Annotated in this window: 22 protein-coding genes and 2 tRNA genes; 13 read left to right on the top strand and 11 right to left on the bottom strand. The window is 62.9% G+C overall.

Annotation, left to right across the window (positions count from 1 at the left end):
- Positions 1 to 137 precede the first annotated feature (137 nt).
- The 9 genes from RS897_RS10055 to RS897_RS10095 all read left to right on the top strand — a co-directional run bounded on the left by RS897_RS10055 (position 138) and on the right by RS897_RS10095 (position 7,548).
- Positions 138 to 548: a TIGR02300 family protein gene (locus tag RS897_RS10055; protein ID WP_315836417.1), complete on the top strand. Its 411-nt coding sequence runs from the start codon at positions 138 to 140 to the stop codon at positions 546 to 548.
- Between the two features lie 66 nt (positions 549 to 614).
- Positions 615 to 690: transfer RNA gene (locus tag RS897_RS10060), tRNA-Ala, on the top strand.
- Positions 691 to 911: 221 nt separating this feature from the next.
- Positions 912 to 2,117: a CaiB/BaiF CoA transferase family protein gene (locus RS897_RS10065; RefSeq protein ID WP_315836418.1), complete on the top strand. Its 1,206-nt coding sequence runs from the start codon at positions 912 to 914 to the stop codon at positions 2,115 to 2,117.
- A 257-nt stretch (positions 2,118 to 2,374) separates the two neighbouring features.
- Positions 2,375 to 3,691: a sn-glycerol-3-phosphate ABC transporter substrate-binding protein UgpB gene (gene ugpB / locus RS897_RS10070; protein ID WP_315836419.1), complete on the top strand. Its 1,317-nt coding sequence runs from the start codon at positions 2,375 to 2,377 to the stop codon at positions 3,689 to 3,691.
- A 148-nt stretch (positions 3,692 to 3,839) separates the two neighbouring features.
- Positions 3,840 to 4,721: a sn-glycerol-3-phosphate ABC transporter permease UgpA gene (gene ugpA / locus RS897_RS10075; protein WP_315836420.1), complete on the top strand. Its 882-nt coding sequence runs from the start codon at positions 3,840 to 3,842 to the stop codon at positions 4,719 to 4,721.
- Positions 4,721 to 5,569: a sn-glycerol-3-phosphate ABC transporter permease UgpE gene (ugpE, locus tag RS897_RS10080; protein WP_315836421.1), complete on the top strand. Its 849-nt coding sequence runs from the start codon at positions 4,721 to 4,723 to the stop codon at positions 5,567 to 5,569. The genes ugpA and ugpE overlap by 1 nt, the downstream gene beginning before the upstream one ends.
- A 14-nt stretch (positions 5,570 to 5,583) precedes the next feature.
- Positions 5,584 to 6,654, top strand: a complete 1,071-nt coding sequence (locus RS897_RS10085; RefSeq protein WP_315836422.1) for a sn-glycerol-3-phosphate import ATP-binding protein UgpC — start codon at positions 5,584 to 5,586, stop codon at positions 6,652 to 6,654.
- A 148-nt stretch (positions 6,655 to 6,802) separates the two neighbouring features.
- Entirely contained in the window at positions 6,803 to 7,228 is a 426-nt protein-coding gene (locus RS897_RS10090; protein WP_315836423.1) for an Hsp20 family protein, read from the top strand.
- A gap of 53 nt (positions 7,229 to 7,281) precedes the next feature.
- Complete coding sequence (locus tag RS897_RS10095) at positions 7,282 to 7,548, top strand: BQ00720 family protein (RefSeq protein ID WP_315836424.1); 267 nt, start codon at positions 7,282 to 7,284, stop codon at positions 7,546 to 7,548.
- A 90-nt stretch (positions 7,549 to 7,638) separates the two neighbouring features.
- Here the strand turns inward: RS897_RS10095 and ptsN are convergent, their stop codons facing one another.
- The 4 genes from ptsN to RS897_RS10115 all read right to left on the bottom strand — a co-directional run bounded on the left by ptsN (position 7,639) and on the right by RS897_RS10115 (position 11,505).
- Positions 7,639 to 8,100: a PTS IIA-like nitrogen regulatory protein PtsN gene (gene ptsN / locus RS897_RS10100; RefSeq protein WP_315836425.1), complete on the bottom strand. Its 462-nt coding sequence runs from the start codon at positions 8,098 to 8,100 to the stop codon at positions 7,639 to 7,641.
- Positions 8,101 to 8,343: 243 nt separating this feature from the next.
- The gene (hpf, locus tag RS897_RS10105) at positions 8,344 to 8,940 is read right to left on the bottom strand and encodes a ribosome hibernation-promoting factor, HPF/YfiA family (RefSeq protein ID WP_315836426.1); all 597 of its coding nucleotides are present in this window, start codon (positions 8,938 to 8,940) and stop codon (positions 8,344 to 8,346) included.
- Positions 8,941 to 9,075: 135 nt separating this feature from the next.
- Complete coding sequence (rpoN, locus tag RS897_RS10110; protein WP_315836427.1) at positions 9,076 to 10,713, bottom strand: RNA polymerase factor sigma-54; 1,638 nt, start codon at positions 10,711 to 10,713, stop codon at positions 9,076 to 9,078.
- A gap of 192 nt (positions 10,714 to 10,905) precedes the next feature.
- Positions 10,906 to 11,505: a hypothetical protein gene (locus RS897_RS10115; protein ID WP_315836428.1), complete on the bottom strand. Its 600-nt coding sequence runs from the start codon at positions 11,503 to 11,505 to the stop codon at positions 10,906 to 10,908.
- Between the two features lie 46 nt (positions 11,506 to 11,551).
- Between RS897_RS10115 and RS897_RS10120 the strand changes: the two genes are divergently transcribed.
- Positions 11,552 to 11,725, top strand: coding sequence for a hypothetical protein (locus RS897_RS10120; RefSeq protein ID WP_315836429.1), 174 nt, complete (start codon positions 11,552 to 11,554; stop codon positions 11,723 to 11,725).
- A 105-nt stretch (positions 11,726 to 11,830) separates the two neighbouring features.
- On the opposite strand, the gene lptB is transcribed toward RS897_RS10120, so the two are convergent.
- From lptB to RS897_RS10150, 6 genes are all read right to left on the bottom strand, one after another.
- The gene (gene lptB, locus RS897_RS10125; RefSeq protein ID WP_315836430.1) at positions 11,831 to 12,847 is read right to left on the bottom strand and encodes an LPS export ABC transporter ATP-binding protein; all 1,017 of its coding nucleotides are present in this window, start codon (positions 12,845 to 12,847) and stop codon (positions 11,831 to 11,833) included.
- A 172-nt stretch (positions 12,848 to 13,019) separates the two neighbouring features.
- On the bottom strand, positions 13,020 to 13,703 hold the full coding sequence (locus tag RS897_RS10130; RefSeq protein WP_315838578.1) for an LptA/OstA family protein: 684 nt from the start codon (positions 13,701 to 13,703) through the stop codon (positions 13,020 to 13,022).
- Positions 13,704 to 13,837: 134 nt separating this feature from the next.
- On the bottom strand, positions 13,838 to 14,551 hold the full coding sequence (lptC, locus tag RS897_RS10135) for an LPS export ABC transporter periplasmic protein LptC (RefSeq protein ID WP_407654460.1): 714 nt from the start codon (positions 14,549 to 14,551) through the stop codon (positions 13,838 to 13,840).
- Between the two features lie 137 nt (positions 14,552 to 14,688).
- The gene (locus RS897_RS10140) at positions 14,689 to 15,303 is read right to left on the bottom strand and encodes a ribonuclease D (RefSeq protein WP_315836431.1); all 615 of its coding nucleotides are present in this window, start codon (positions 15,301 to 15,303) and stop codon (positions 14,689 to 14,691) included.
- A 224-nt stretch (positions 15,304 to 15,527) separates the two neighbouring features.
- Positions 15,528 to 15,614, bottom strand: a tRNA-Leu gene (locus tag RS897_RS10145).
- 115 nt (positions 15,615 to 15,729) lie between these two features.
- Positions 15,730 to 16,662 (bottom strand): TRAP transporter substrate-binding protein, encoded by a 933-nt coding sequence (locus RS897_RS10150; RefSeq protein WP_315836432.1) that lies wholly within the window; start codon positions 16,660 to 16,662, stop codon positions 15,730 to 15,732.
- Between the two features lie 251 nt (positions 16,663 to 16,913).
- On the opposite strand from RS897_RS10150, the gene RS897_RS10155 reads away from it, so the two are divergent.
- Entirely contained in the window at positions 16,914 to 17,909 is a 996-nt protein-coding gene (locus RS897_RS10155; protein WP_315836433.1) for a complex I NDUFA9 subunit family protein, read from the top strand.
- Between the two features lie 120 nt (positions 17,910 to 18,029).
- Here RS897_RS10155 and RS897_RS10160 read toward each other — a convergent pair whose 3' ends face one another.
- Positions 18,030 to 18,836 carry an undecaprenyl-diphosphate phosphatase gene (locus RS897_RS10160; RefSeq protein WP_315836434.1) on the bottom strand — a complete coding sequence of 269 codons (807 nt, stop codon included), beginning with the start codon at positions 18,834 to 18,836 and terminating at the stop codon, positions 18,030 to 18,032.
- A 273-nt stretch (positions 18,837 to 19,109) separates the two neighbouring features.
- Between RS897_RS10160 and RS897_RS10165 the strand changes: the two genes are divergently transcribed.
- Together RS897_RS10165 and queG are read left to right on the top strand one after the other, a co-directional pair.
- The gene (locus RS897_RS10165; protein ID WP_315836435.1) at positions 19,110 to 19,802 is read left to right on the top strand and encodes a glutathione S-transferase family protein; all 693 of its coding nucleotides are present in this window, start codon (positions 19,110 to 19,112) and stop codon (positions 19,800 to 19,802) included.
- On the top strand, positions 19,751 to 20,971 hold the full coding sequence (gene queG / locus RS897_RS10170; RefSeq protein ID WP_315836436.1) for a tRNA epoxyqueuosine(34) reductase QueG: 1,221 nt from the start codon (positions 19,751 to 19,753) through the stop codon (positions 20,969 to 20,971). Before RS897_RS10165 ends, queG begins: the two co-directional genes overlap by 52 nt.
- The last annotated feature ends 10 nt before the right edge of the window (positions 20,972 to 20,981 follow it).

Raw genomic sequence — 20,981 nt, forward strand, 5'->3', positions numbered from 1 at the left:
CCCGGTCCGGACCGTCGTGAACGATGGCGCGGGGCTCGTATCATGCCTTAGCTTCGCCCGAAACCCGCTATTGACAGCAGCGCTTCAACTCGCCAAGTGAAGCACCGAATTTTCAGGACATTTCAGGACTCTCGCACGTGGCCAAATCTGAGCTTGGAACCAAGCGTATCTGTCCGACGACAGGCAAAAAATTCTACGATTTGAATAAGAATCCGGTGATCTCGCCCTATACTGGCGAGGTCGTGCCGATTGCACCCATCGCGCCGGCCCGTGTGAGCCGCGGTGAAGCTGCGCGCGCATCGGCAGCCGCCGAGGATGTGGCACCGGAGGCCGCGGAGATGGAAACCGTGCCGCTCGAGGAAGCCGATGCCGAGGAAAATACCGGCAAGGTGTCCGCGGCGGTGCCGGAATCGGAAGACGACATCGAGATCGACGAGACCCTCGACGACGACGATGACGACGATTCCACCTTCATCGCCGACGAAGAAGAAGGCGACGAGGACGTCACCGACATCATTGGCGACGTCGGAGGCGACGAAGAGACTTGAGATCATCCCTGATTTGTGTTCAGGGTTCGCCGCGCGCCGGTTGATTTGCCGGCAGCGCGACGGTTAGGGGCCATAGCTCAGCTGGGAGAGCGCTTGCATGGCATGCAAGAGGTCGGCGGTTCGATCCCGCCTGGCTCCACCAATTCCCCGATCTATTCCACACCGTGGAAATTTTACGATCTGATCCGACGCGCCGGCCTGTTGGCCCGCTGCCTTGATTGCCTCGCGCAATCGCCGCCCGCTTGATCGCACGGCCAAACCAGTATCCACTTTTGCAATACGCCATGACGGAAAGCGGCTGGCTCAAGCCAGCGGCCGCCGATATGGCTTTGCCATCATCATCCGGGAACCAGGGTTGACCTCATGACTTCAGAAGCTGCCGGCGGCGCAATGACGGGACTGCGCGTGATCGATCTGACACGCGTGCTCGGCGGCCCCTATTGCACGCAGGTGCTGGCCGATCACGGCGCCGACGTCATCAAGGTCGAACCGCCCGCCGGCGACGAAGTGCGCGAATGGGGCCCTCCGTTCCATGATGGCGACGCGGCATATTTCATCGGCATCAACCGCAACAAGCGCTCGATCGGCCTCGACCTCGCCTCCCCCGGCGGCCGCGAGGTGCTGATGACCCTGCTCGAGGGCGCCGATGTCCTGATCGAGAATTTCAAGCCCGGCACGCTGGACAAATGGGGCATCGGCAATGACGTGCTGCGCGAAAAATTCCCGCGCCTGATCCATTGCCGGATTTCCGGTTTCGGCGGCGATGGCCCGCGCGGCGGCAATCCCGGCTACGATGCCATCATCCAGGCCATGACCGGCATGATCGCGGCTACCGGCTCGCCCGAGAGCGGCCCGATGCGGATCGGCGTGCCGCTGGTCGACATCTCGACCGGATTGTTCGCCACCGTCGGCATCCTGATGGCGCTGGCGGAACGGCAGCGCTCCGGCCTCGGCCAGTTTCTCGAGACCACGCTGTACGAGACCGGCCTCGCCATCATGCATCCGCACACCGCCAACTATTTCCTACACGGCAAGCCGCCGTCGCTGACCGGCAACGAGCATCCCAATCTGTCACCCTATGCGATCTTCGCCACCCGCGACGGCAAGATCTTCACCGGCGTCGGCAATGACGGCACCTTCCGCAAGCTGTGCAAGGAGATCGGCAAGCCCGACCTCGGCACCGATCCACGTTTCGCGCGCAACCGCGACCGCGTCATCAATCGCGCCGAGCTGCGCGTCGAGCTGGAATCGGTGTTCAGGGAGCACGACACCGAGCCCTTGTGCGACCGGCTGCTGTCGGCCGGACTTCCCGCCGGTCCCGTGCAGTCGATCGACAAGGCGCTGGAGAATGCCCACACCGCGCACCGCGGCGATGTGATCACCAAGGACTGGTACAAGGGCGTGGCGTCGCCGATCCGATTCGACCGCAGCAAGGCATCGCTGCGCGGCACGCCACCGAAATTCAGCCAGCACGCGGAAGAGGTGCTGACCGAGTTCGGCTATTCAAAAGCCGACATCGACGGCCTGGTCGCCAAGGGTGTGGTCAGCGGTCCCGAACGCAAGCGCTGATTCGACCGCCGGACTAAGGATCCGGCGTCGACCTTCCCTGAATTGTCGCGCCGCATCATCCGCCATCCGGGCGATGCGGCACGCAATCCATTACGCCCACCGACGGATTGCTGAGACCGCCTGAAGATTTTCCGCTTTCCATCCAACGCTTTCCGCCTTTACCATCATCCGCGTCACACGCACGTCGTCCGGCGCAATTAACGCGCTTCCCACACATGACGACGGCTTTGCTGGAAACACGCGCAAGGAGCTCATCGATGACACGTCACCGGATCGGTTTTGGCCTGCTGGCCTCCGCCCTCGTTGCGCTTGCCTCGCCCGCGCATGCGGTGACCGAGATCCAGTGGTGGCATGCCCTGACCGGCGCCAACAACGACGTGGTGGTCAAGCTGGCGGAAGAATTCAACGCCGCGCAGAGCGACTACAAGGTGGTTCCCTCCTACAAGGGCAGCTATCCCGACACCATGAATGCCGGCATTGCCGCATTCCGCGCCAACAACGCGCCGCACATCCTGCAGGTGTTCGAGGTCGGCACCGCCACCATGATGGCCGCCACCGGCGCGGTGAAGCCGGTCTACAAGCTGATGCAGGAAACCGGCGAAAAGTTCGATCCGAACGCTTACCTCCCCGCGATCACCGGTTATTACTCCACCGCCAAGGGCGACATGCTGTCGTTCCCGTTCAACTCGTCGTCCATGGTGATGTGGATCAACAAGGACGCGTTGAAGAAGGCCGACATCGCAGAGATTCCGAAGACCTGGCCGGAGGTGTTCGCGGCCGCCAAGAAGCTGCATGCGGCGGGCTTCGCCAGTTGCGGGTTCTCCACGGCCTGGGTGACATGGGCCAATCTCGAACAGCTGTCGTCCTGGCACAACCTGCCGCTCGCCACCAAGGCCAACGGCCTGGATGGCTTCGACACCGAATTGAAGTTCAATGGTCCGGTGCAGATCAAGCATCTCGAAACCCTGATCGAGCTGCAGAAGGACAAGACCTACGACTACTCCGGCCGCACCAACAATGCAGAGGGCCGTTTCACCTCCGGCGAATGCCCGATCTTCCTGACGTCATCAGGCTTCTTCGGCAATGTGCGCGCCAATGCCAAGTTCGACTGGACCAACGCGCCGATGCCCTACTATCCAGACGTCACGGGTGCGCCACAGAACTCGATCATCGGCGGCGCGTCGCTGTGGGTGATGGGCGGCAAGAAGCCGGACGAATACAAGGGCGTCGCCAAGTTCCTCGCCTTCCTGTCCGAGACCGACCGCCAGGTGGCGATCCACAAGGCGTCCGGCTATCTGCCGATTACCAAGGCCGCCTACGCCAAGGCCAAGGAGCTCGGCTTCTACAAGGACGCCCCCTATCTGGAAACGCCGCTGCTGGAGCTCACCAACAAGGAGCCGACCGAGAACTCGCGCGGCCTGCGGCTCGGCAACATGGTGCAGTTGCGCGACGTCTGGTCGGAAGAGATCGAGTCCGCTTTGGCCGGCAAGAAGACCGCCAAGGAAGCCCTGGACACCGCAGTGCAACGCGGCAACCAGATGCTGCGGCAGTTTGAACGCACCGCCGCGCGCTGATAGCGTAGAGACTTCGCTTGTGCGGGCCGAGAACGTAGCCCGCATGAGCGAAGCGACATGCGGGACAGGTTTCCGCACAGCCATCGGCCTCGCTCCCGGATATCGCTGCGCTCATCCGGGCTACGGGTAACGTTTCAATCGGGGGCTCATGGAAAAGCAGTCGGTCTTCCAGTCGCGCCTGCTGCCGTATCTGCTGCTGGTGCCGCAACTCGCGGTCGTGCTGATCTTCTTCTACTGGCCCGCGTTCCAGGCGGTGTGGCAGTCGTTCCTGCTGCAGGATGCGTTTGGGCTGTCGACCACGTTCGTGGCCTTCGAAAACTACGCCGAGCTGTTGTCGCAGCCGGAGTATCTCAATGCCATCCTGCGCACCTTCGCCTTCTCGGCGGCCATCGCCGGCTCCTCGCTCTCGGCCGCGCTGCTGCTTGCGGTGATGGCGGACAAACCGCTGCGCGGCGGCGCGATTTACCGCACACTGCTGATCTGGCCCTATGCGGTGGCGCCCGCGGTCGCCGGTGTGCTGTGGCTGTTCATGCTGCATCCGGCGCTGGGCGTGTTCTCCCGGGGACTGCGGGCGATGGGCATCGACTGGAATCCGCTGCTCAACGGCAATCAGGCCGTTGCGCTGATCGTGCTGGCGGCGGCGTGGAAGCAGATTTCCTACAATTTCCTGTTTTTCCTGGCCGGCCTGCAGGCGATCCCGAAAAGCGTGATGGAAGCCGCCGCGATCGACGGCGCGCGGCCGATGCGGCGCTTCTGGACCGTGACGTTTCCGCTGCTGATGCCCACCGTGTTCTTCCTGATCGTCATCAACATCGTCTACGCCTTCTTCGACACCTTCGGCATCATCGACGCGATGACCGGCGGCGGACCGGCGAAGGCCACCGAAACCCTGGTCTACAAGGTTTATCTGGACGGCCTGCTCGGCAGCAATCTCGGCAGCTCCGCCGCGCAATCGGTGATCCTGATGTTTATCGTGATCGGCCTGACCGCGATCCAGTTCCGCTATGTCGAGCGCAAGGTGACCTACTAATGGTCGAGAAGAAGGGCATCCGCGGACTGGTGGCGCATCTGATCCTGTGGATCGGCATCGGCATCGTCGCCTTTCCGGTCTATCTCGCCTTCGTCGCGTCGACCCAGGACAACGCGGCGATCGCCAACGGCCAGATGTCGCTGCTGCCGGGCAGCCACTTCATCGACAACTATTATCGCACCCTGTTCGTCGGCACCTCCGGCTCGACGCGCGAACCGGTCGTCCACATGCTGTGGAACTCGCTGGTGATGGCGATGGCGATTGCGTTCGGCAAGATCGTGATCTCGATCCTCTCCGCCTATTCGATCGTCTACTTCCGCTTTCCGTTCCGCAAGACCGTGTTCTGGCTGATCTTCATCACCCTGATGTTGCCGGTCGAGGTGCGGATCTATCCGACCTACAAGATCGCCGCCGACCTCTCGCTGCTCGACAGCTACGCAGGCTTGACGCTGCCGCTGATTGCGTCGGCCACCGCGACGCTGCTGTTCCGGCAGTTCTTCATGACCGTGCCGGACGAACTGCTGGAAGCCTCTCGCATCGACGGCGCCGGTCCGTTCCGGTTTTTCAAGGATACGCTGCTGCCGCTGTCGCGCACCAACATGGCGGCGCTGTTCGTGATCCTGTTCATCTATGGCTGGAATCAGTTCCTGTGGCCGCTGCTGATCACCACGCGCGACGACATGCAGACCGTGGTGATCGGCATCCGCAAGATGATCACGACGCAAGACGCGATCACCGAATGGCCGCTGGTGATGGCGACCGCGGTGCTGGCGATGCTGCCGCCGGTCGCCGTGGTGGTGCTGATGCAAAAGCTGTTCGTCCGCGGCCTGGTCGAGACCGAGAAGTAGTTTCAGGGGAAGTTATGGCGAACGTCGTCCTGCGTGATGTGCGAAAGACCTATCCCGGCGGCGTCGACGCCATCAAGGGCGTCAGCTTCGCGATCGATGACGGCAAATTCTGCGTGCTGGTCGGCCCCTCCGGCTGCGGCAAGTCCACGCTGCTGCGCATGGTCGCCGGGCTGGAGACCATCACCGGCGGCGACATCGCGATCGGTGATCGCGTGGTCAACACCATCGAGCCGGCGGACCGCGATATCGCGATGGTGTTCCAGAATTATGCGCTCTACCCGCATATGAGCGTCTACGACAACATGGCCTATGGCTTGCGCAACCGCGGCATGGCCAAGCCCGAGATCGACACCCGTGTGCGCGAAGCCGCGCAAATTCTGGAGATCGGCCCGATGCTGGCGCGCCGGCCGAAGCAGCTCTCCGGCGGCCAGCGCCAGCGCGTCGCCATGGGCCGCGCCATTGTGCGACAGCCGAAGGTGTTCCTGTTCGACGAGCCGCTGTCCAACCTCGATGCCAAGCTGCGCATCTCCATGCGGGTCGAGATCAGCAAGCTGCAGCGCCGGCTGAAGACCACCTCGATCTATGTCACCCATGACCAGCTCGAGGCGATGACCCTCGCTGACATCCTGGTGGTAATGAACGGCGGCGAGGTCGAGCAGATCGGCAATCCGCTGGACATCTACAAGGCGCCCGCCACCACCTTCGTGGCGTCCTTCATCGGCGCACCGCCGATGAACCTGTCGCCGCTGACCGCGGCGGAGGCAGCGACGCTAGCCGGTGCCGCCGCCCCCACTGAGGGCGCCATCCTGGGCATCCGGCCCGAGGACTTCGCTATCTCGGCCGATGGAACTCCGCCCGGCGGCGTGGCGCTCGACCTGACGGTGGACGCTGTGGAACTGGTCGGGCCGGAAATTTTTGTTTACGGCACCCGTTCAGGCGGCAGGCCGGACATCCAGTCCGACGTCATTGTACGGATTCCGGGCCAGGAGGCGCCCGCGCCCGGCGCACAGCTGCGGGTGGTCGCTCCCCGGAGCAAGCTCCACCTCTTTACCACCGACGGCCGCCGCCGGATCACGATTTCGTAACAATATCAATCTGGTGAGTAACCCGGCCCGCCGTCTTGAACGGTGTTCCGCGATGCACATATGATAGGGACCGGACGGTGAGAATCACTGGCCGGAAGGGGTGCCAATCCTGGGCCCCGTCAAAGTCGCTTCGAGAGGACTTTGTAGAATGTCTCGTGTTCCTTCGTTGTCCAGTCCGTTTCTTTTGGGATTCGACGAAATCGAGCGTGCGCTCGATCGCGTCGTGAAAGGCGCCGACGGCTATCCTCCCTACAACATCGAGCGGCTCGACCGCGAAAACGGCGAGCCGGAACGCCTGCGCATAACGCTGGCGGTGGCGGGTTTTACCCGCGACCAACTCGATGTGACTGTTGAGGAAAAGCAACTCGTCATTCGGGGCCGCCAGCAGGACGACAAGACCCGGCAATACATCCATCGCGGCATCGCCGCACGGCTGTTCCAGCGCACCTTCGTGCTGGCGGACGGGATGCGCGTGCTGGGTGCGGATCTGAAGAACGGACTGTTGTCGGTCGACCTCGCCAGGCCAGAGCCTGAACGGGTCGTTAAGACAATAGCTATCAATGAGCACGAATAATAACGGAACGACAGCGGACTCGACCGCTTGTTTAACTAGAGGAGTCGAGGACCATGACTGAAGCGAACATCATCTATGATACTGCGGATGTCTCGCCGGAAGCTCTCGCGTCGATGGGCGAAGGCCACATCGCGTATGTGAAGCAGATCCGCTCCGAGGATGTGCCGGGCCTGTTTCCCCAGGCGCCCCACATCGCGCCGGGATTGAAGCTCTTCACGCTCAATGCAGCCGACGGCACGCCGATCATGCTGACCGATAGCCGCGAGGCGGCGATTGCGAATGCATGGAGCAACGAACTGGAAGCGCTCAGCGTCCACTGAGCATTTCAGCTCCGCTGTCGCTTGCGAAGATCAGGCGTGCGACATGCGACTGCGAGACGAGCACGTCTGCGAGAAACGAACGGCGGCGCCTTATGCCGCCGTTGCCGGGGGCAGAGCCAGAACCGAATAAAGCGCCTGCGCATCGCTTGATGCCCGAAGCTTTTTCGCGATCTCCTGATCCCGCAACAGACGCGCGATGCGCGCCAAGGCCTTGAGATGGTCGGCGCCCGCGCCTTCCGGCGCCAGCAGCAGAAACATCAGGTCGACCGGCTGGCCGTCCATCGCCTCGAAATCGATCGGGCGCTCGAGCCGCGCAAACAATCCAAACAATCTTTCCAGCTTGGGCAATTTGCCGTGCGGAATGGCGACGCCATAGCCGACGGCGGTCGTTCCGAGCTTCTCCCGCTGCAACAGCACTTCAAAGATCGCACGCTCATTCTGCCCGGTCAGCGCGGCGGCGCGCGCCGCGAGCTCCTGCAAAGCCTGCTTCTTGCCGTTGACTTTCAACGCCGGGAGAATCGCCTCGGGCGCGACCAGATCGGTGATCATCATGGGACGTTCCGAGGATAACGCTTTGCCAGGTTAAAGTGGACCAGCAGGTTTCAACACAAGTCCCAGACGGGGGCTGCATCCCGGTGCAGGAGCAGTCTGGGGCCGCAAAGGCGCCGGACCATAGGGACGGTCCGGCAGGGCGTCAATGGCGATACTTGCGCGTATTCCGCAAAAGTGGGAACCGGTTTTGCGATCAGAATACGCGCCAGATTTCAAATTTGAGCATTTTCTCATGAAAATGCTCTAGGTAGATTTAGCGTTAACTTCCGGGGGATCCACCCACCCCACGTTACCGTCGGCCCGGCGGTAGATCACGTTGATTCGGCCGCTGGAACCATGCTGGAACACCAGCACCGGCGCTCCCGTGAAATCCAGTTCCATCACCGCTTCGCTGACCGACAGCGAACGCAGCGACGTGGTGGATTCCGCGATGATGACGGGATTGAACGCGGTGACTTCGTCCTCGCCCTCACCCGGCGCCTCGATCACATAACTCGGCGCGTCATACTCCGACTGCGCGACCGCCGCCGCGTGGGCCTTGCGCGTGGAGCGATCTTTCAGGCGGCTCTTGTAACGACGCAGACGCTTCTCGATCAGCACCAGCGCCTGGTCGGCGCTGACATAGGCATCCGCCGCAATCGAATCCGCTTCCAGCGTAATTCCCGAATCGAGATGCAACGAGCAGTCGGTGCGGAAGCCGAAACCATCCTTGCTGAAGGTGATGTGTCCCGAATAATTTCCGTCGAAATATTTTCTCAAAACCTCCTCGGTGCGATCGCTGACGCGCCCACGCAGGGCTTCGCCGACGCTGATGCTTTTGCCGGAGACTCTGATCGTCATGTTTATGCCTCGCAAGTCATCTCGAGAGAAAGCCCATTTCGAAAGACACTCCACGCGCAGTCTGTTTCGAGCGGGTAGTTTCTTTGCGATCAGACGACGCGCAAGACCGTAGCATTCAGGCTGTTGGTGTCGCCGTCAAGCGGGTGCAGTGTCACGGGAGCGGGAGGTCATGTGCAGTGAACTCTGCTTTTCGCGCCGCCGCTGGACGGACGAGGGAATCCGCATGGCTTCGCGGTATTTCGCGACGGTCCTGCGGGCAATGTCAATGCCGTCGGCGCGCAGTTGTTCCACGATGGTATCGTCGGATAGAATGGCCGCCGGGTTTTCGGCATCGATCAGAATTTTGATGCGGTGGCGAACGGCTTCGGCCGAATGCGCCTCGCCGCCGTCGGCCGACGCGATCGAGGCGGTGAAGAAGTACTTCAATTCGAAACTGCCGCGATTTGTCGCCATATATTTATTGGCGGTGACGCGCGACACCGTCGATTCGTGCATCTGGATCGCGTCCGCCACGGCCTTCAGGTTGAGCGGCCGCAGATGCGCGACGCCATGGGTGAAGAACCCGTCCTGCTGGCGAACGATCTCGGTCGCAACCTTGAGAATGGTGCGGGCGCGCTGATCCAGCGCGCGCACCAGCCAGGTCGCGCTTTGCAGGCAATCCGAGAAGTACGACTTGTCGTCCGACTTGCGGATCGTCTTCGACAGCTGGGTGTAATAAATCTGGTTCACCAGCACCCGGGGCAGGGTATCGCTGTTGAGCTCGACCAGCCAGCCGCCGTCGGGGCCGGGCCGCACATAGACATCCGGCACCACCGTCTGCATGCGCGTTGAGCCGAACTTCAGCCCCGGCTTGGGATCGAGACGACGGATCTCAGCGATCATGTCGACGAGATCATCGTCGTCGACGCCGCAGATTTTCCGCAGCTGGTTGAAATCACGTTTTGCCAAGAGATCGAGATGCTCGACCAGCGCCTGCATCGCCGGATCGAATCGATCGCGGTCGCGTAACTGGATGGCGAGGCATTCGCTCAGATTGCGGGCACAAATGCCCGGCGGATCGAACTTCTGCAGCACCGCCACCACGGCTTCGACATCGCGCTCGGCCGCGCCCAGCCGCTCGCCGGCCTGGCCGAGGTCGGGCGGCAGATAGCCGGCCTCGTCCACCAGGTCGATCAGATACTGTCCGATCATGCGCTGCGCCGGCGCCGTGAACGCCACCGCAAGCTGTTCGGCGAGATGGCCCCCCAGCGTGGTTTCCGCGGCAACGAAGGCCTCGAGATTGTAGTCGTCGTCGTTGGACGAGCCGCCGCCCCACTCCGTGTAGGCGGTCGGCGCTGCGTCCTGGGCGACCCGCGCGGCGGCTTCCGCCGGCTCTTCCGTGAACACATTGTCGAGGCCGGTATCGAAGGTCTGTTCCATTTCGGACCGGCTGCCGAGGTCGCGGCTGAGCCAGTCCTCAGGCGCCGGATCCGCGCCATTGATGCTGGAGCGCTCGAAGCCGTCCCCAGAGCCGCCGTCTGCCTCGAAACCGCCGCCGTCACCTCCGGACTCATCACCGCCATCGGCCGACGGTTCATAGGAAGGTTCGCGGGCCTCGGCCGGCTCGCCGGTTTCCGCGGCGCGATCCAGCAGCGGGTTGCGTTCCAGCTCCTCCTCGACGAACGTGGCCAGATCGAGATTCGACAGCTGCAGCAGCTTGATGGCCTGCATCAGCTGCGGCGTCATCACCAGCGACTGGGTCTGGCGGAACTCTAATCTTTGGGTCAGCGCCATTGAAGCAAGAACCGTTCCGTAAATTGGTCCGATTTTTGCTTATACCTAGTCTGGCGACGAAGTACACGACTTGACGTACGGAAAAATGCGGTCCTAGCGCGGTGGTTAAGAAAACCCCGCCACCCCCTTCGCCCCGCCCCAAAGCCAATTCACGAGAACCGGAACCTCGACCTCGGACAGGCTCTGACTTGCCTATCGACCAAGCAATCCCGGCAGCGTCCTGTCGAGGCTTGCGGTCAGCAGGGCGCGCACGCCATCGCGCAGGACCGCATTGCTAACCACATCCGAGGGCGATCGCGGAAACGCTGTCTCCTCGAAATCGCGATGCGGTCCCACAACCCGGTCGGTCAGTCCGCGCAACATCGCGGGCTGATCGCTGGTTGACGCCACATCATGCTTGGTGACCGAGAAGTCCCGTCCATCGAAGATCTGGATGTTGGTCAAAGCGAACAGAATGGCCGAGGCCTTGATAATAATGGTGCCGGGGGTGCCGACGATGCCGATGCCCTCGACCGTTTGATTGGAGCTGCCAAAGCTATTGCTGGTCCTTGTCACCACCACGTAACGCTCGCAGTTCGCGCTCCCCGCGACTTGCCGCACAAGATCGCCGAACTTTATCGCTGGGCTGCTGAATAAACTGGCTGGCTTCAAGTAATCCGCGAATGTCCCTTTGGGATAAGTGATTCTCCGCACCGCAACACCGGGACCGGCCGCAGCACGAACGCGCGCGACGATTAGGTCGTCAAGATTCCAGCCGGCGACCGAGGTTTCGGCGTGTTCGTTGCCGAACACGGTGATGCCGACCCTCTGGACCACGAATTGATCTCCAATCACCGGAATGACACCGATCGCGCATGGTCCGCTCTCGGCGGGCACGACCGGCTTCACGGCGGCTTTCGCTTTCGATGGCTTCGCAGCGGACGTGTTCGGAGAGGATTTGGCCGTCGACTTTGCAGTCGATTTGGCAGGCGCGGCCGCGTTTGCAGGCGGCGGAGCGGCCGTCTGCGCGTGAGCCGGATGCGCGACATACAGCAGCGCAAACAACAGTGCGGCGATGCGAATCATGGATGCCCCCCAATGGGGAACTCATACATCAGCGCATGTCGCTGCGGCAAAACTAAAGCCGGAATTCCTCGCCGAGATAGAGGCGGCGCACGTCGGGATCGTTGACGATCTCTTCCGGGCTGCCTTCGGTGAGCACCTCGCCGGCATAGACGATGTAGGCGCGGTCGGTGAGGCCGAGCGTTTCGCGAACGTTGTGGTCGGTGATCAGCACGCCGATGCCGCGGTTGGTGAGGTGGCGCACCAGGTCCTGAATGTCGCCCACCGCGATCGGATCGATGCCGGCGAACGGTTCGTCGAGCAGCATGTAATTCGGCCGCGTCGCCAGCGCGCGCGCGATTTCCACGCGCCGCCGCTCGCCGCCCGACAATGCGATCGACGGCGACTTGCGCAGCCGCGTGATGTTGAATTCGTCCAGCAGCGCATCGAGTTCGCGCTCGCGCTTGCGGCGATCCGGCTCGACCACCTCGAGCACCGCGCGAATATTGTCCTCGACATTGAGGCCGCGGAAAATCGAGGCTTCCTGCGGCAGATAGCCGATGCCGAGCCGGGCGCGCTGATACATCGGCAGCTTGGTCACGTCATGGCCGTCGAGTTCGACACGGCCGCGATCCGCCGGAATGAGGCCGGTGATCATGTAGAACACCGTGGTCTTGCCGGCGCCGTTGGGCCCGAGAATGCCCACCGCCTCGCCGCGGCGCACATACAGGCTGACACCGCGCACGACCTGGCGCGAGCCGAAGGTCTTTTCGACGCCGTGAATGGCCAGGAAGCCCGAACGCGGCGCGGCGCGCTGCTGCGGCGCGACGTTGCCCGCTGCCGTGGCAACCCCATTGGCCATCCAGCGCGGCTGTTGCGGAGCCTCGTCGTACTGCTGTTCGTCGTAAGCTTCGTCGGCGGCGGGTTCGGATGGTTGGCGGGCCACAGCCGGCGCCGCCGGCGTTTCGCGCGACGGACTACGAAGCAGATCACCGACACGATCACTGAGTGACGTGATGTCCTTGGCGCGCCCGAATGCCTGCGGGCCGCGCGGTGGTCCCTTCCGACGGAACATGCGCAGGAGATCAACCATACCCGCTTCAATCAGCCTTTCGCGGCAATCGCCGTCGCCGCGCTTCGCAGCACCGGCGTGCGTCCCCGGGAGGGACGAGACCAGGAAGAGATAGGTATCCCCGCGCCAATGCCCATCGCGCGCGGTCCCGGTCCCCCGTCCCCAATACAGGCTTGCGTCGCACCGTTCAACCTCAGCGCTTTCCCGAACCGGTCAAGTCGTTGAGATTCGTTGGTTTTCCGGCACTGTTGGGCTTCGCTGGCGCAGCTGGAGGCTCACCGCCGCCGGGAATCAGCCCGCCGGGACCCGCTGCCTTACCGGCATTTGGAATCAGCATCTGGACCCGGCCACCGCTCTTGACCTCGACCCGGGACACGCCGGTGGTCATGTCCACGATCAGTCTATCGCCGCGCAGCACTTTGTCGGCCTGGGTCATGACCACGTTGCCGTTCATGGTGATGGTGTTCGACCGCATGTCGAACTCGCCGGTATCACCGGTCACGGTCTGGTCTTTCTGGGTGACGACAACGCCACCCTTGGCCTCGAGCCGTTTGATCGACGAGCTGCCGGTGGGACCTGGGGTCGCCGACGTCATGGTCGGCTTCGGCTGGCTGGATCCGCCGGAGTTTGCCCCGCCGTCGTAATACACCACCAGAACCTTGCAGCGCATGGTGGTGTCGCCCTGCACCACCTTGACGTTGTCCTTGAATGTCGCGGCCTTGTCCTTGTCACGCAGTTCAAGGCTGCCGGCATCGATCTGGATCGGCTTGTCGCGATTTTGCGAAAAGCCCTGCATCGCGTTGGGGCCCGCCTGCATGGTCGCGCCCTGTGCCGCAGGACCTTGCGCCCACGCATCGCAGGCGCCGGCCAGCGTCATCACAACCAGCGCCGCGCCGGCGCTACGCACCCATGGACTGCGCAGCCATACACTGCAGCCCCATATCCTGAAGCTTGATGTCCTGAAGCTTGATGGCCTCACCCGTCGCGTTGTCGGCACAAGCGTCATGAATTTCATTTCTTCTTTGCCGACGACACCGGCGCGGCGGACACCGGCTCGTCGCGCTGCGGCGCCGCCGGCGTAGCGGGCGGTTCCGGGATCATGATCATCGAAACACCGCCGTCGAACACCACCAGCGCGCCGCTGTCGGTGATGCGCAAACGATTGGCATTAAGGGTTCCGTTCAGCAGCTTGACGTCGACAGGCTGATCCGACGCGACCGTTCCCTTGGCGATATCGACCTGCGCCTGGCTGAGGCGGGCTTCATACCCGGTGGAGGATTGCAGGAAGATGTTGTCCTTGAGATCCAGGATCTGGCTTTTGGTATCGAACCGGCCGTTGAGCGCATCCATGGTCACGGTCGACTTGTCTTCCATCTGCACTTTCGAGCTCAGCTGATGCAGATCGACATGATTTGGATCGGTGACATCCTGGGTCGCGGTTTTCGCCCGCAGATCGTAGGGCCGCTGATCCGGGGTGAAGCCGGCGAGATGCGGCGATTCCATCGTGATCTTGGTGCCCGACACGGCGATATTCTTGATATCGATCGGCAACCCCGTGATGTACCGAAATGGATTGAAGATCGAGGCGCCGGCGATCACCAGCAGCGAGCTCACCACCACCACCGGAATCGCCTTGCGCATCAGGCGCACGCGCCGGCTGTGGCGATCGGCCCGCGCGAACCGCACCTCCATACCGGCCTGATAGGTCTGGCCTTGAATTGACACGGCCGCTCCGGACATTGGTCCCACCAACGAGTTTACGCCGAACGGCCGCCCGACGCAGCCCGCTTCCCATCACACAGACCGACGACTTTGACCGAAACGGGGCGCACAGCCCAAACGGCTGCGACCGGCGTTCTCGTTCAGGAATGGGCGAAAATATCCTGCTCGCTCCATCCCTGCAGATCGAGCAGCGCGCGCGCCGGGAGAAACCCGAAGCAGGCGTCCGCCAGCGCGGTCCGCTTTTCCCGCGCCAGCATCTCGTCGAGACGGGTGCGCAGGTCATGCAGATGCAGCACGTCGGAGGCGGCATAGGCAAGCTGCGCATCGCTCAAAGTCGGCGCGCCCCAGTCGCTCGACTGCTGCTGCTTCGACAGATCGATGCCCAGGAGCTCGCGGACGAGGTCCTTCAGGCCATGGCGATCGGTGTAGGTACGAACCAGCCTTGACGCGATCTTGGTGCAATAGACCGGCTGCGGCATCACGCCAAGCGCGTGGAACAGCGCCGCGAGATCAAATCGCGCGAAGTGGAAGATCTTGGTAATGGCCGGATCCGCGAGCAGCTTCTTGAGATTGGGTGCGTCGCTATGCCCTGCCGGAATCTGCACCACGTCAGCGGTGCCGTCGCCATTCGACAGCTGCACCACGCAGAGCCGGTCGCGATGCGGATTGAGGCCCAGAGTCTCCGTATCGATGGCGACCGAGGTGGTATAGCGGCCGAGGTCCGGCAAATCGCCGCGATGCAGGCGGATGGTCATCTGGTCTCAACCTGGATTCATGAACAATATGAGGCCGTTTAGCCGACTCAGGCCGCAAACGCACCCAAAAATAACGGGCAGATCTTAATGGATCCGGCAGCCAGGACCAGCGCCGGCATCCTTCGCGCCGATGATCTCGGGCAATCGTCCAGCGACCGCAGGATCGGGCCGACTTCGCAGCTGATGGGAGTTCTGATGGGATCAGCACCATCATCTGAAAATGATGGTGCCCAGGAAAGGACTCGAACCTTCACGACCTTGCAGCCACTGGCACCTGAAGCCAGCGCGTCTACCAATTCCGCCACCTGGGCATTGGGGCGACACATAGAGGTTCAGGTTTCGCCTTGTCAACAGGGGGATACCGGGCCCGGCGGATAGAGCGGGCAAAACCCCGAAAACCTTGGTCAAAAGGGGCTTTTAGTCTGCTCAGGACTGCGCGATCCGGCCAATCAGGTCGAGCAGCGGCCGGTCGTCGGCGAACTCCGTCAGAATCGGTGCCGCTCGCTCGATGAAGGGACGCTTGTCGGGCTGGATGAAGGTCACCCCCATGCGCTCCACGGTGCCCCGCGCCTTGGTCTGGAAATCGGCCCACAGCACATTCATGCGGTCGTAGGACGCGAGCGCCGCCTCGCGAACCATCGTTTGCTGCGCCGGGGCCATGCTGCTCCAGCGCGCCTCGCTGATCAGAAACACATCAGGCACCATGGTGTGCTCGTCGAGCGAGTAGTGCGACACCACCTCGCCATGCCGGCCGACGATCAGCGCCACGACGCTGTTCTCGGCGCCGTCCACCAGGCGGGAGCTGAGCGCCGTGAACACCAGGTCCCACGCCATCTCGACGCCTTCGGCGCCGAACAGACGCATCATCCGCGCCATGGTCGGCGAGGGCTGGATGCGAATCTTCAAGCCCTTCAGGTCGTCAGGATGATTGATCGGCCTGTGGCCGTAAAAGCTGCGCGAGCCGGCGTCATAATAGGTGAGGCCGACAAGGCCGACCGAGGATCCCGACGCCAGGATACTGTCACCGACCGTGTTGGTGGTCACGCTGCGCCAGTGGGCGTGATCGCGGAACACGAACGGCAGGCTGAACACGCGATACGCCGGCGCCTCACGCTCCAGCGCACTGGCGCTGACCTTGGCGAAATCGAGTTTGCCGGCCTTGAGCTGCGCCAGCAGATTGGTTTCCTGCCCGATCTGGCCGTCAGGAAACACCGCAAGCTCGATCGCGCCGCCGGATTTCTCGTGCAGCACATCGGCGAAATGCTGGATCGCCGGATGCACCGGATGGGTCACCGGCAAGGCGTGCCCAATCCGCAACCGCAGCGGTTCGGCGCGCAGCACCGCCGGACAGGCGAGCATCGCCCCTCCGATAGCCAGCACACGCCGCCGTGACCAGTGTCCCATTCCCCGCCCGACCATTGCCCAAATCCCCGGCCCAAAATTGCCAAATACGAACGCCGGCACTGAAAGTTTCGTGAGCCGGACCTGATAATTCAGCCCTTGAACAGGCCTGTCATCGTCATCTATCAGGTGTAAGTATGCGACAGCGTCGCACCCCCTTACAACACTCGGCGATGAGGGGGTCAGGCGACCAGCCCGGAAGAGATCACATGACTGACGCGCCCGCGACTTCAAGCCCCGTCCAGACCTCGACAAACACCCTGGTCACGATTTTCGGCGGCTCCGGGTTCCTCGGTCGGCATGTGGTGCGGGCCCTGGCCAAGCGCGACTATCGCATCCGTGTCGCCGTACGCCGTCCCGATCTGGCCGGGCACCTGCAGCCGCTCGGCAAAGTCGGCCAGATTCATGCAGTTCAGGCCAATCTTCGTTATCCGGAGTCGGTCACCGCCGCCGTGCGCGATGCCGAAATCGTCGTCAATCTGGTGGCCATTCTGGCCGAGAGCGGCGCACAGACCTTCGATGCCGTGCAGGTGCAGGGCGCCGCCACTATCGCAGCCGCCGCCAAGGCCGCCGGTGCCCGCCTGATCCACGTCTCCGCCATCGGCGCGGACACGAATTCGTCCTCGGCCTATGCCCGCGCCAAGGCTGCCGGCGAAAAAGCCGTGTTTGACGCCGTGCCGGACGCCACCATTTTCCGCCCGTCGCTGATGTTCGGACCGGAGGATCAGTTCACCAACCGCTTTGCCGCGCTTGCCCGCATCATGCCGGCGCTGCCACTGGTCGGCGGCGATACGCGCGTGCAGCCGGCTTTCGTCGGCGACGTGGCCCGCGCCATTGCCGACGCGGTCGACGGCCACGCGCGCAGCGGCGCGACTTATGAGGTCGGCGGCCCCGAAGTGATGACCATGCGAGAGATACTGGACTTCATCCTGAAGACCATCGAGCGCGACCGCGTGCTGATGCCGCTGCCGTTTGGCCTCGCCGGGATGATGGCCTGGTTCCTGCGGTTCGCACCGGGCGCGCTGAAGCTGACGCCCGACCAGGTGCAGCTGCTGCGATCGGACAATGTGGTGTCGGATGCGGCAAAGACCGCCGGCCTGACCCTGGAAGGCCTCGGCCTCGTGCCGGAGTCGCTCGCCGCCATCGCGCCGTCGTATCTCTGGCGCTTCCGCAAGACCGGCCAGTTCCGCAGCAGCGCGGCCTGATCGAACGAACTCAGCCTGTAGCCCGGATGAGCGTCAGCGACATCCGGGACTGACGGCATTGCCCGTCCCGGATGTCGCGAAGACGCTCATCCGGGCTACGAGCAAACCCACGTCCTTACTTTATTTCCCGAGCGCCAGCGCGATCAGGCCAAGCACGCCCACCGTCACGCGCCACCATGCGAAAAACGCGAAGCCGTTACGGGTCACGAAGTTCAGGAATGTCCGCACCACGATGATCGCGGTGATGAACGACACCACGAAGCCGATCGCGACAATGGCCAGATGATCGGTATTCATCTCGGCGCGATTCTTGTAGAAATCGTACGCGAACGCGGCGACCATGGTCGGAATGGCGAGGAAGAACGAAAACTCCGCCGCCGAACGCTTGTCGGCGCCGAACAGCATCGCCGACACGATGCTCGCACCCGAGCGCGACACGCCGGGAATCATTGCTGCGCATTGCGCGATGCCGATGCCCAGATACATCGGCAGCGAGAACGTGGTGGCATCGTGAAACCGCGGCTTCAAATCGAGGCGATCAATCCAGAGCAGCACCGCGCCGCCCACGATCAACGAGAAACACACCACCCAAGGATCGAAAAGTTTCTCCTTGATCCAATGTCCAAATAGCAAGCCCATCGCTACGGCAGGCAGGAACGCGATCAAAACCCCTATCACAAAACGCTGCGCAGCGGGGTCCGAGAACATATTCAGCGCAATGCGCCACAAGCGTTCAAAGTAAATCACCAGGATCGCCAGAATGGCACCAAGCTGGATCAGCACATTGAAGGTGTTCCAGAAGCCGCTGCCGTCGAGACCGAAAATATGCTGCACCAGCAACAGATGTCCGGTGGAGGACACAGGAAGGAATTCGGTGACGCCCTCGACGATCCCGAGAATGATCGCCTTGATTGTATCGGAAAGCATGTGATGACCTCGATCCTGCCCCGCAAAAAGCGGCCCCTTGTGGCCTATTCACCTGGCCGCCGCAACGCCAAAAAAACGCTTGCCACCTGCACAAAACCGTGTCGGCGCGCCTTAAAAATTCCTTCAAGACCTTGGTGCAATGGAGATTCTCGCCGCGGGCGAGACCTCCTTGAAACTTCCCACTGTCGCGGCCCGGCATGGGTAGTGTGCGGCACACGGCCGTCATATAACGGCCACGAACTTTTAAGCTTTTGCCTGTTGATCAGGGTTCTCATGTTCACACTGTTCCATCATCCGTTCTGCCCTCACTCTCGTTTCGTCCGGCTCGCGCTCGGCGAATACGGTCTTGACGTGCGGCTGGTGGAAGAGCGGGTGTGGGAGCGGCGTGAAGCATTTCTCGCCCTCAATCCCGCGGCGGCAACGCCCGTGATGGTGGTCGAGGGCGTTCCGCCCATTCCCGGGCCCGCCATCATCAGCGAATATCTTGATGAGAACCACGGCGCGGAGCTGGCCGATCACCGCCTGCTGCCGACGTCGACGGGCGAGCGCATCGAAGTGCGCCGGCTGATGGCCTGGTTCAACGAGAAATTCTACGAGGAGGCCAGCAACCCGCTGGTCACCGAGCGCATCTACAAGCGCTACATGAGCGAAGAGGACGGTGGCGGCGCGCCATCCATGGATGTGATCCGCGCAGCCAAGGCCAATGTGCGCTATCATCTGGCCTATATCGGCTGGCTGGCCCGCTCGCGGAACTATCTGGCGGGTGACACGCTGACCTACGCGGACCTCGCGGCGGCGGCGCACCTCTCAGCCATCGACTATCTGGGCGATGTGCCATGGATCGAGGACGACGCGGCAAAGGCGTGGTACGCGCGGATCAAGTCGCGCCCATCGTTCCGCTCGCTGCTGAGCGAATGGCTGGCGGGGGTTCCGGCCTCGCCGACCTATGTGGACCTCGACTTCTGAACACCTCGGACCAGAACGCGTCCCACAAGGCCACCGGCCCCGACCTCAGGGCGGCGCTGGAACGCGAAGCCACCGCGCTCGGCTTCGACGCCCTCGGCATCACCGATCCCGCCGCCATCGGCAGCGCGGGAGACAAGCTGCAGCAATTTCTGCAATCGGGCGCCCATGGCGACATGGCATGGCTTGCCGACACCCGCCGCACCCATCCCCGGCTGCTGTGGCAGGACGTCCGCTCGATCATCATGCTCGGCGTCAATTACGGGCCGGACGAAAATCCGCTCGCCGTCCTCGCGAAGCGCAGCCACGGCGCAATATCGGTCTATGCTCGCGGCGACGACTATCACGAGCTGATCAAGAAGCGCCTCAAGGCGCTGGCGCGCTGGCTGCTCGCGCAGGCGGGCGGTGACGTCAAGGTGTTCGTCGACACCGCCGCGGTGATGGAAAAACCGCTGGCGCATCAGGCCGGCCTCGGCTGGCAGGGCAAGCACACCAACCTGGTCTCGCAGGAGTTTGGCTCCTGGCTGTTTCTCGGCGCGATCTTCACCACGCTGGACCTGCCGCGTGACGTCGCCAAAACCGATCACTGCGGCTCGTGCCGCGCCTGTCTCGACAGCTGCCCCACGGCAGCGTTTCCCGCGCCTTATCGGCTCGATGCGCGGCGTTGCGTGTCCTATCTGACCATCGAACTCAAGGGGCCGATCCCGCACGAATTCCGCCGCGCGATCGGCAACCGCATCTATGGCTGCGACGATTGTCTGGCGGCCTGCCCCTGGAACAAGTTCGCCGAGGTCGGCCGCGAAACAAAACTCGCTGCGCGGGACGAACTGCGCGCGCCCGCGCTGCGCGATCTGGCCCGGCTCGATGATGCGGCGTTTCGCGCGACATTCACCAAGTCGCCGGTCAAGCGGATCGGCCGTGATCGTTTTGTCCGCAATGTGCTGATCGCGATCGGCAATTCCAGCAATCCGTCGCTCGCGCAGGAAGCCGAACGCCTGCTCACGGACGACAGCGCGATGGTCCGCGGCGCCGCGGTGTGGGCGCTGGCGCAATTGCTGCCGGCCGATGAGTTTGCAAGACTTGCGGCATCCGCGCACGATCCGGATGAGGCAGTGCAGCAGGAATGGACGCAGGCACTCGCGTCCAGCCCTGCTCAAGCAATTCCGATTTAGCCAGCCCGAG

Source organism: Bradyrhizobium prioriisuperbiae (assembly GCF_032397745.1).
In the GTDB taxonomy this organism is placed as follows: domain Bacteria; phylum Pseudomonadota; class Alphaproteobacteria; order Rhizobiales; family Xanthobacteraceae; genus Bradyrhizobium_A; species Bradyrhizobium_A prioriisuperbiae.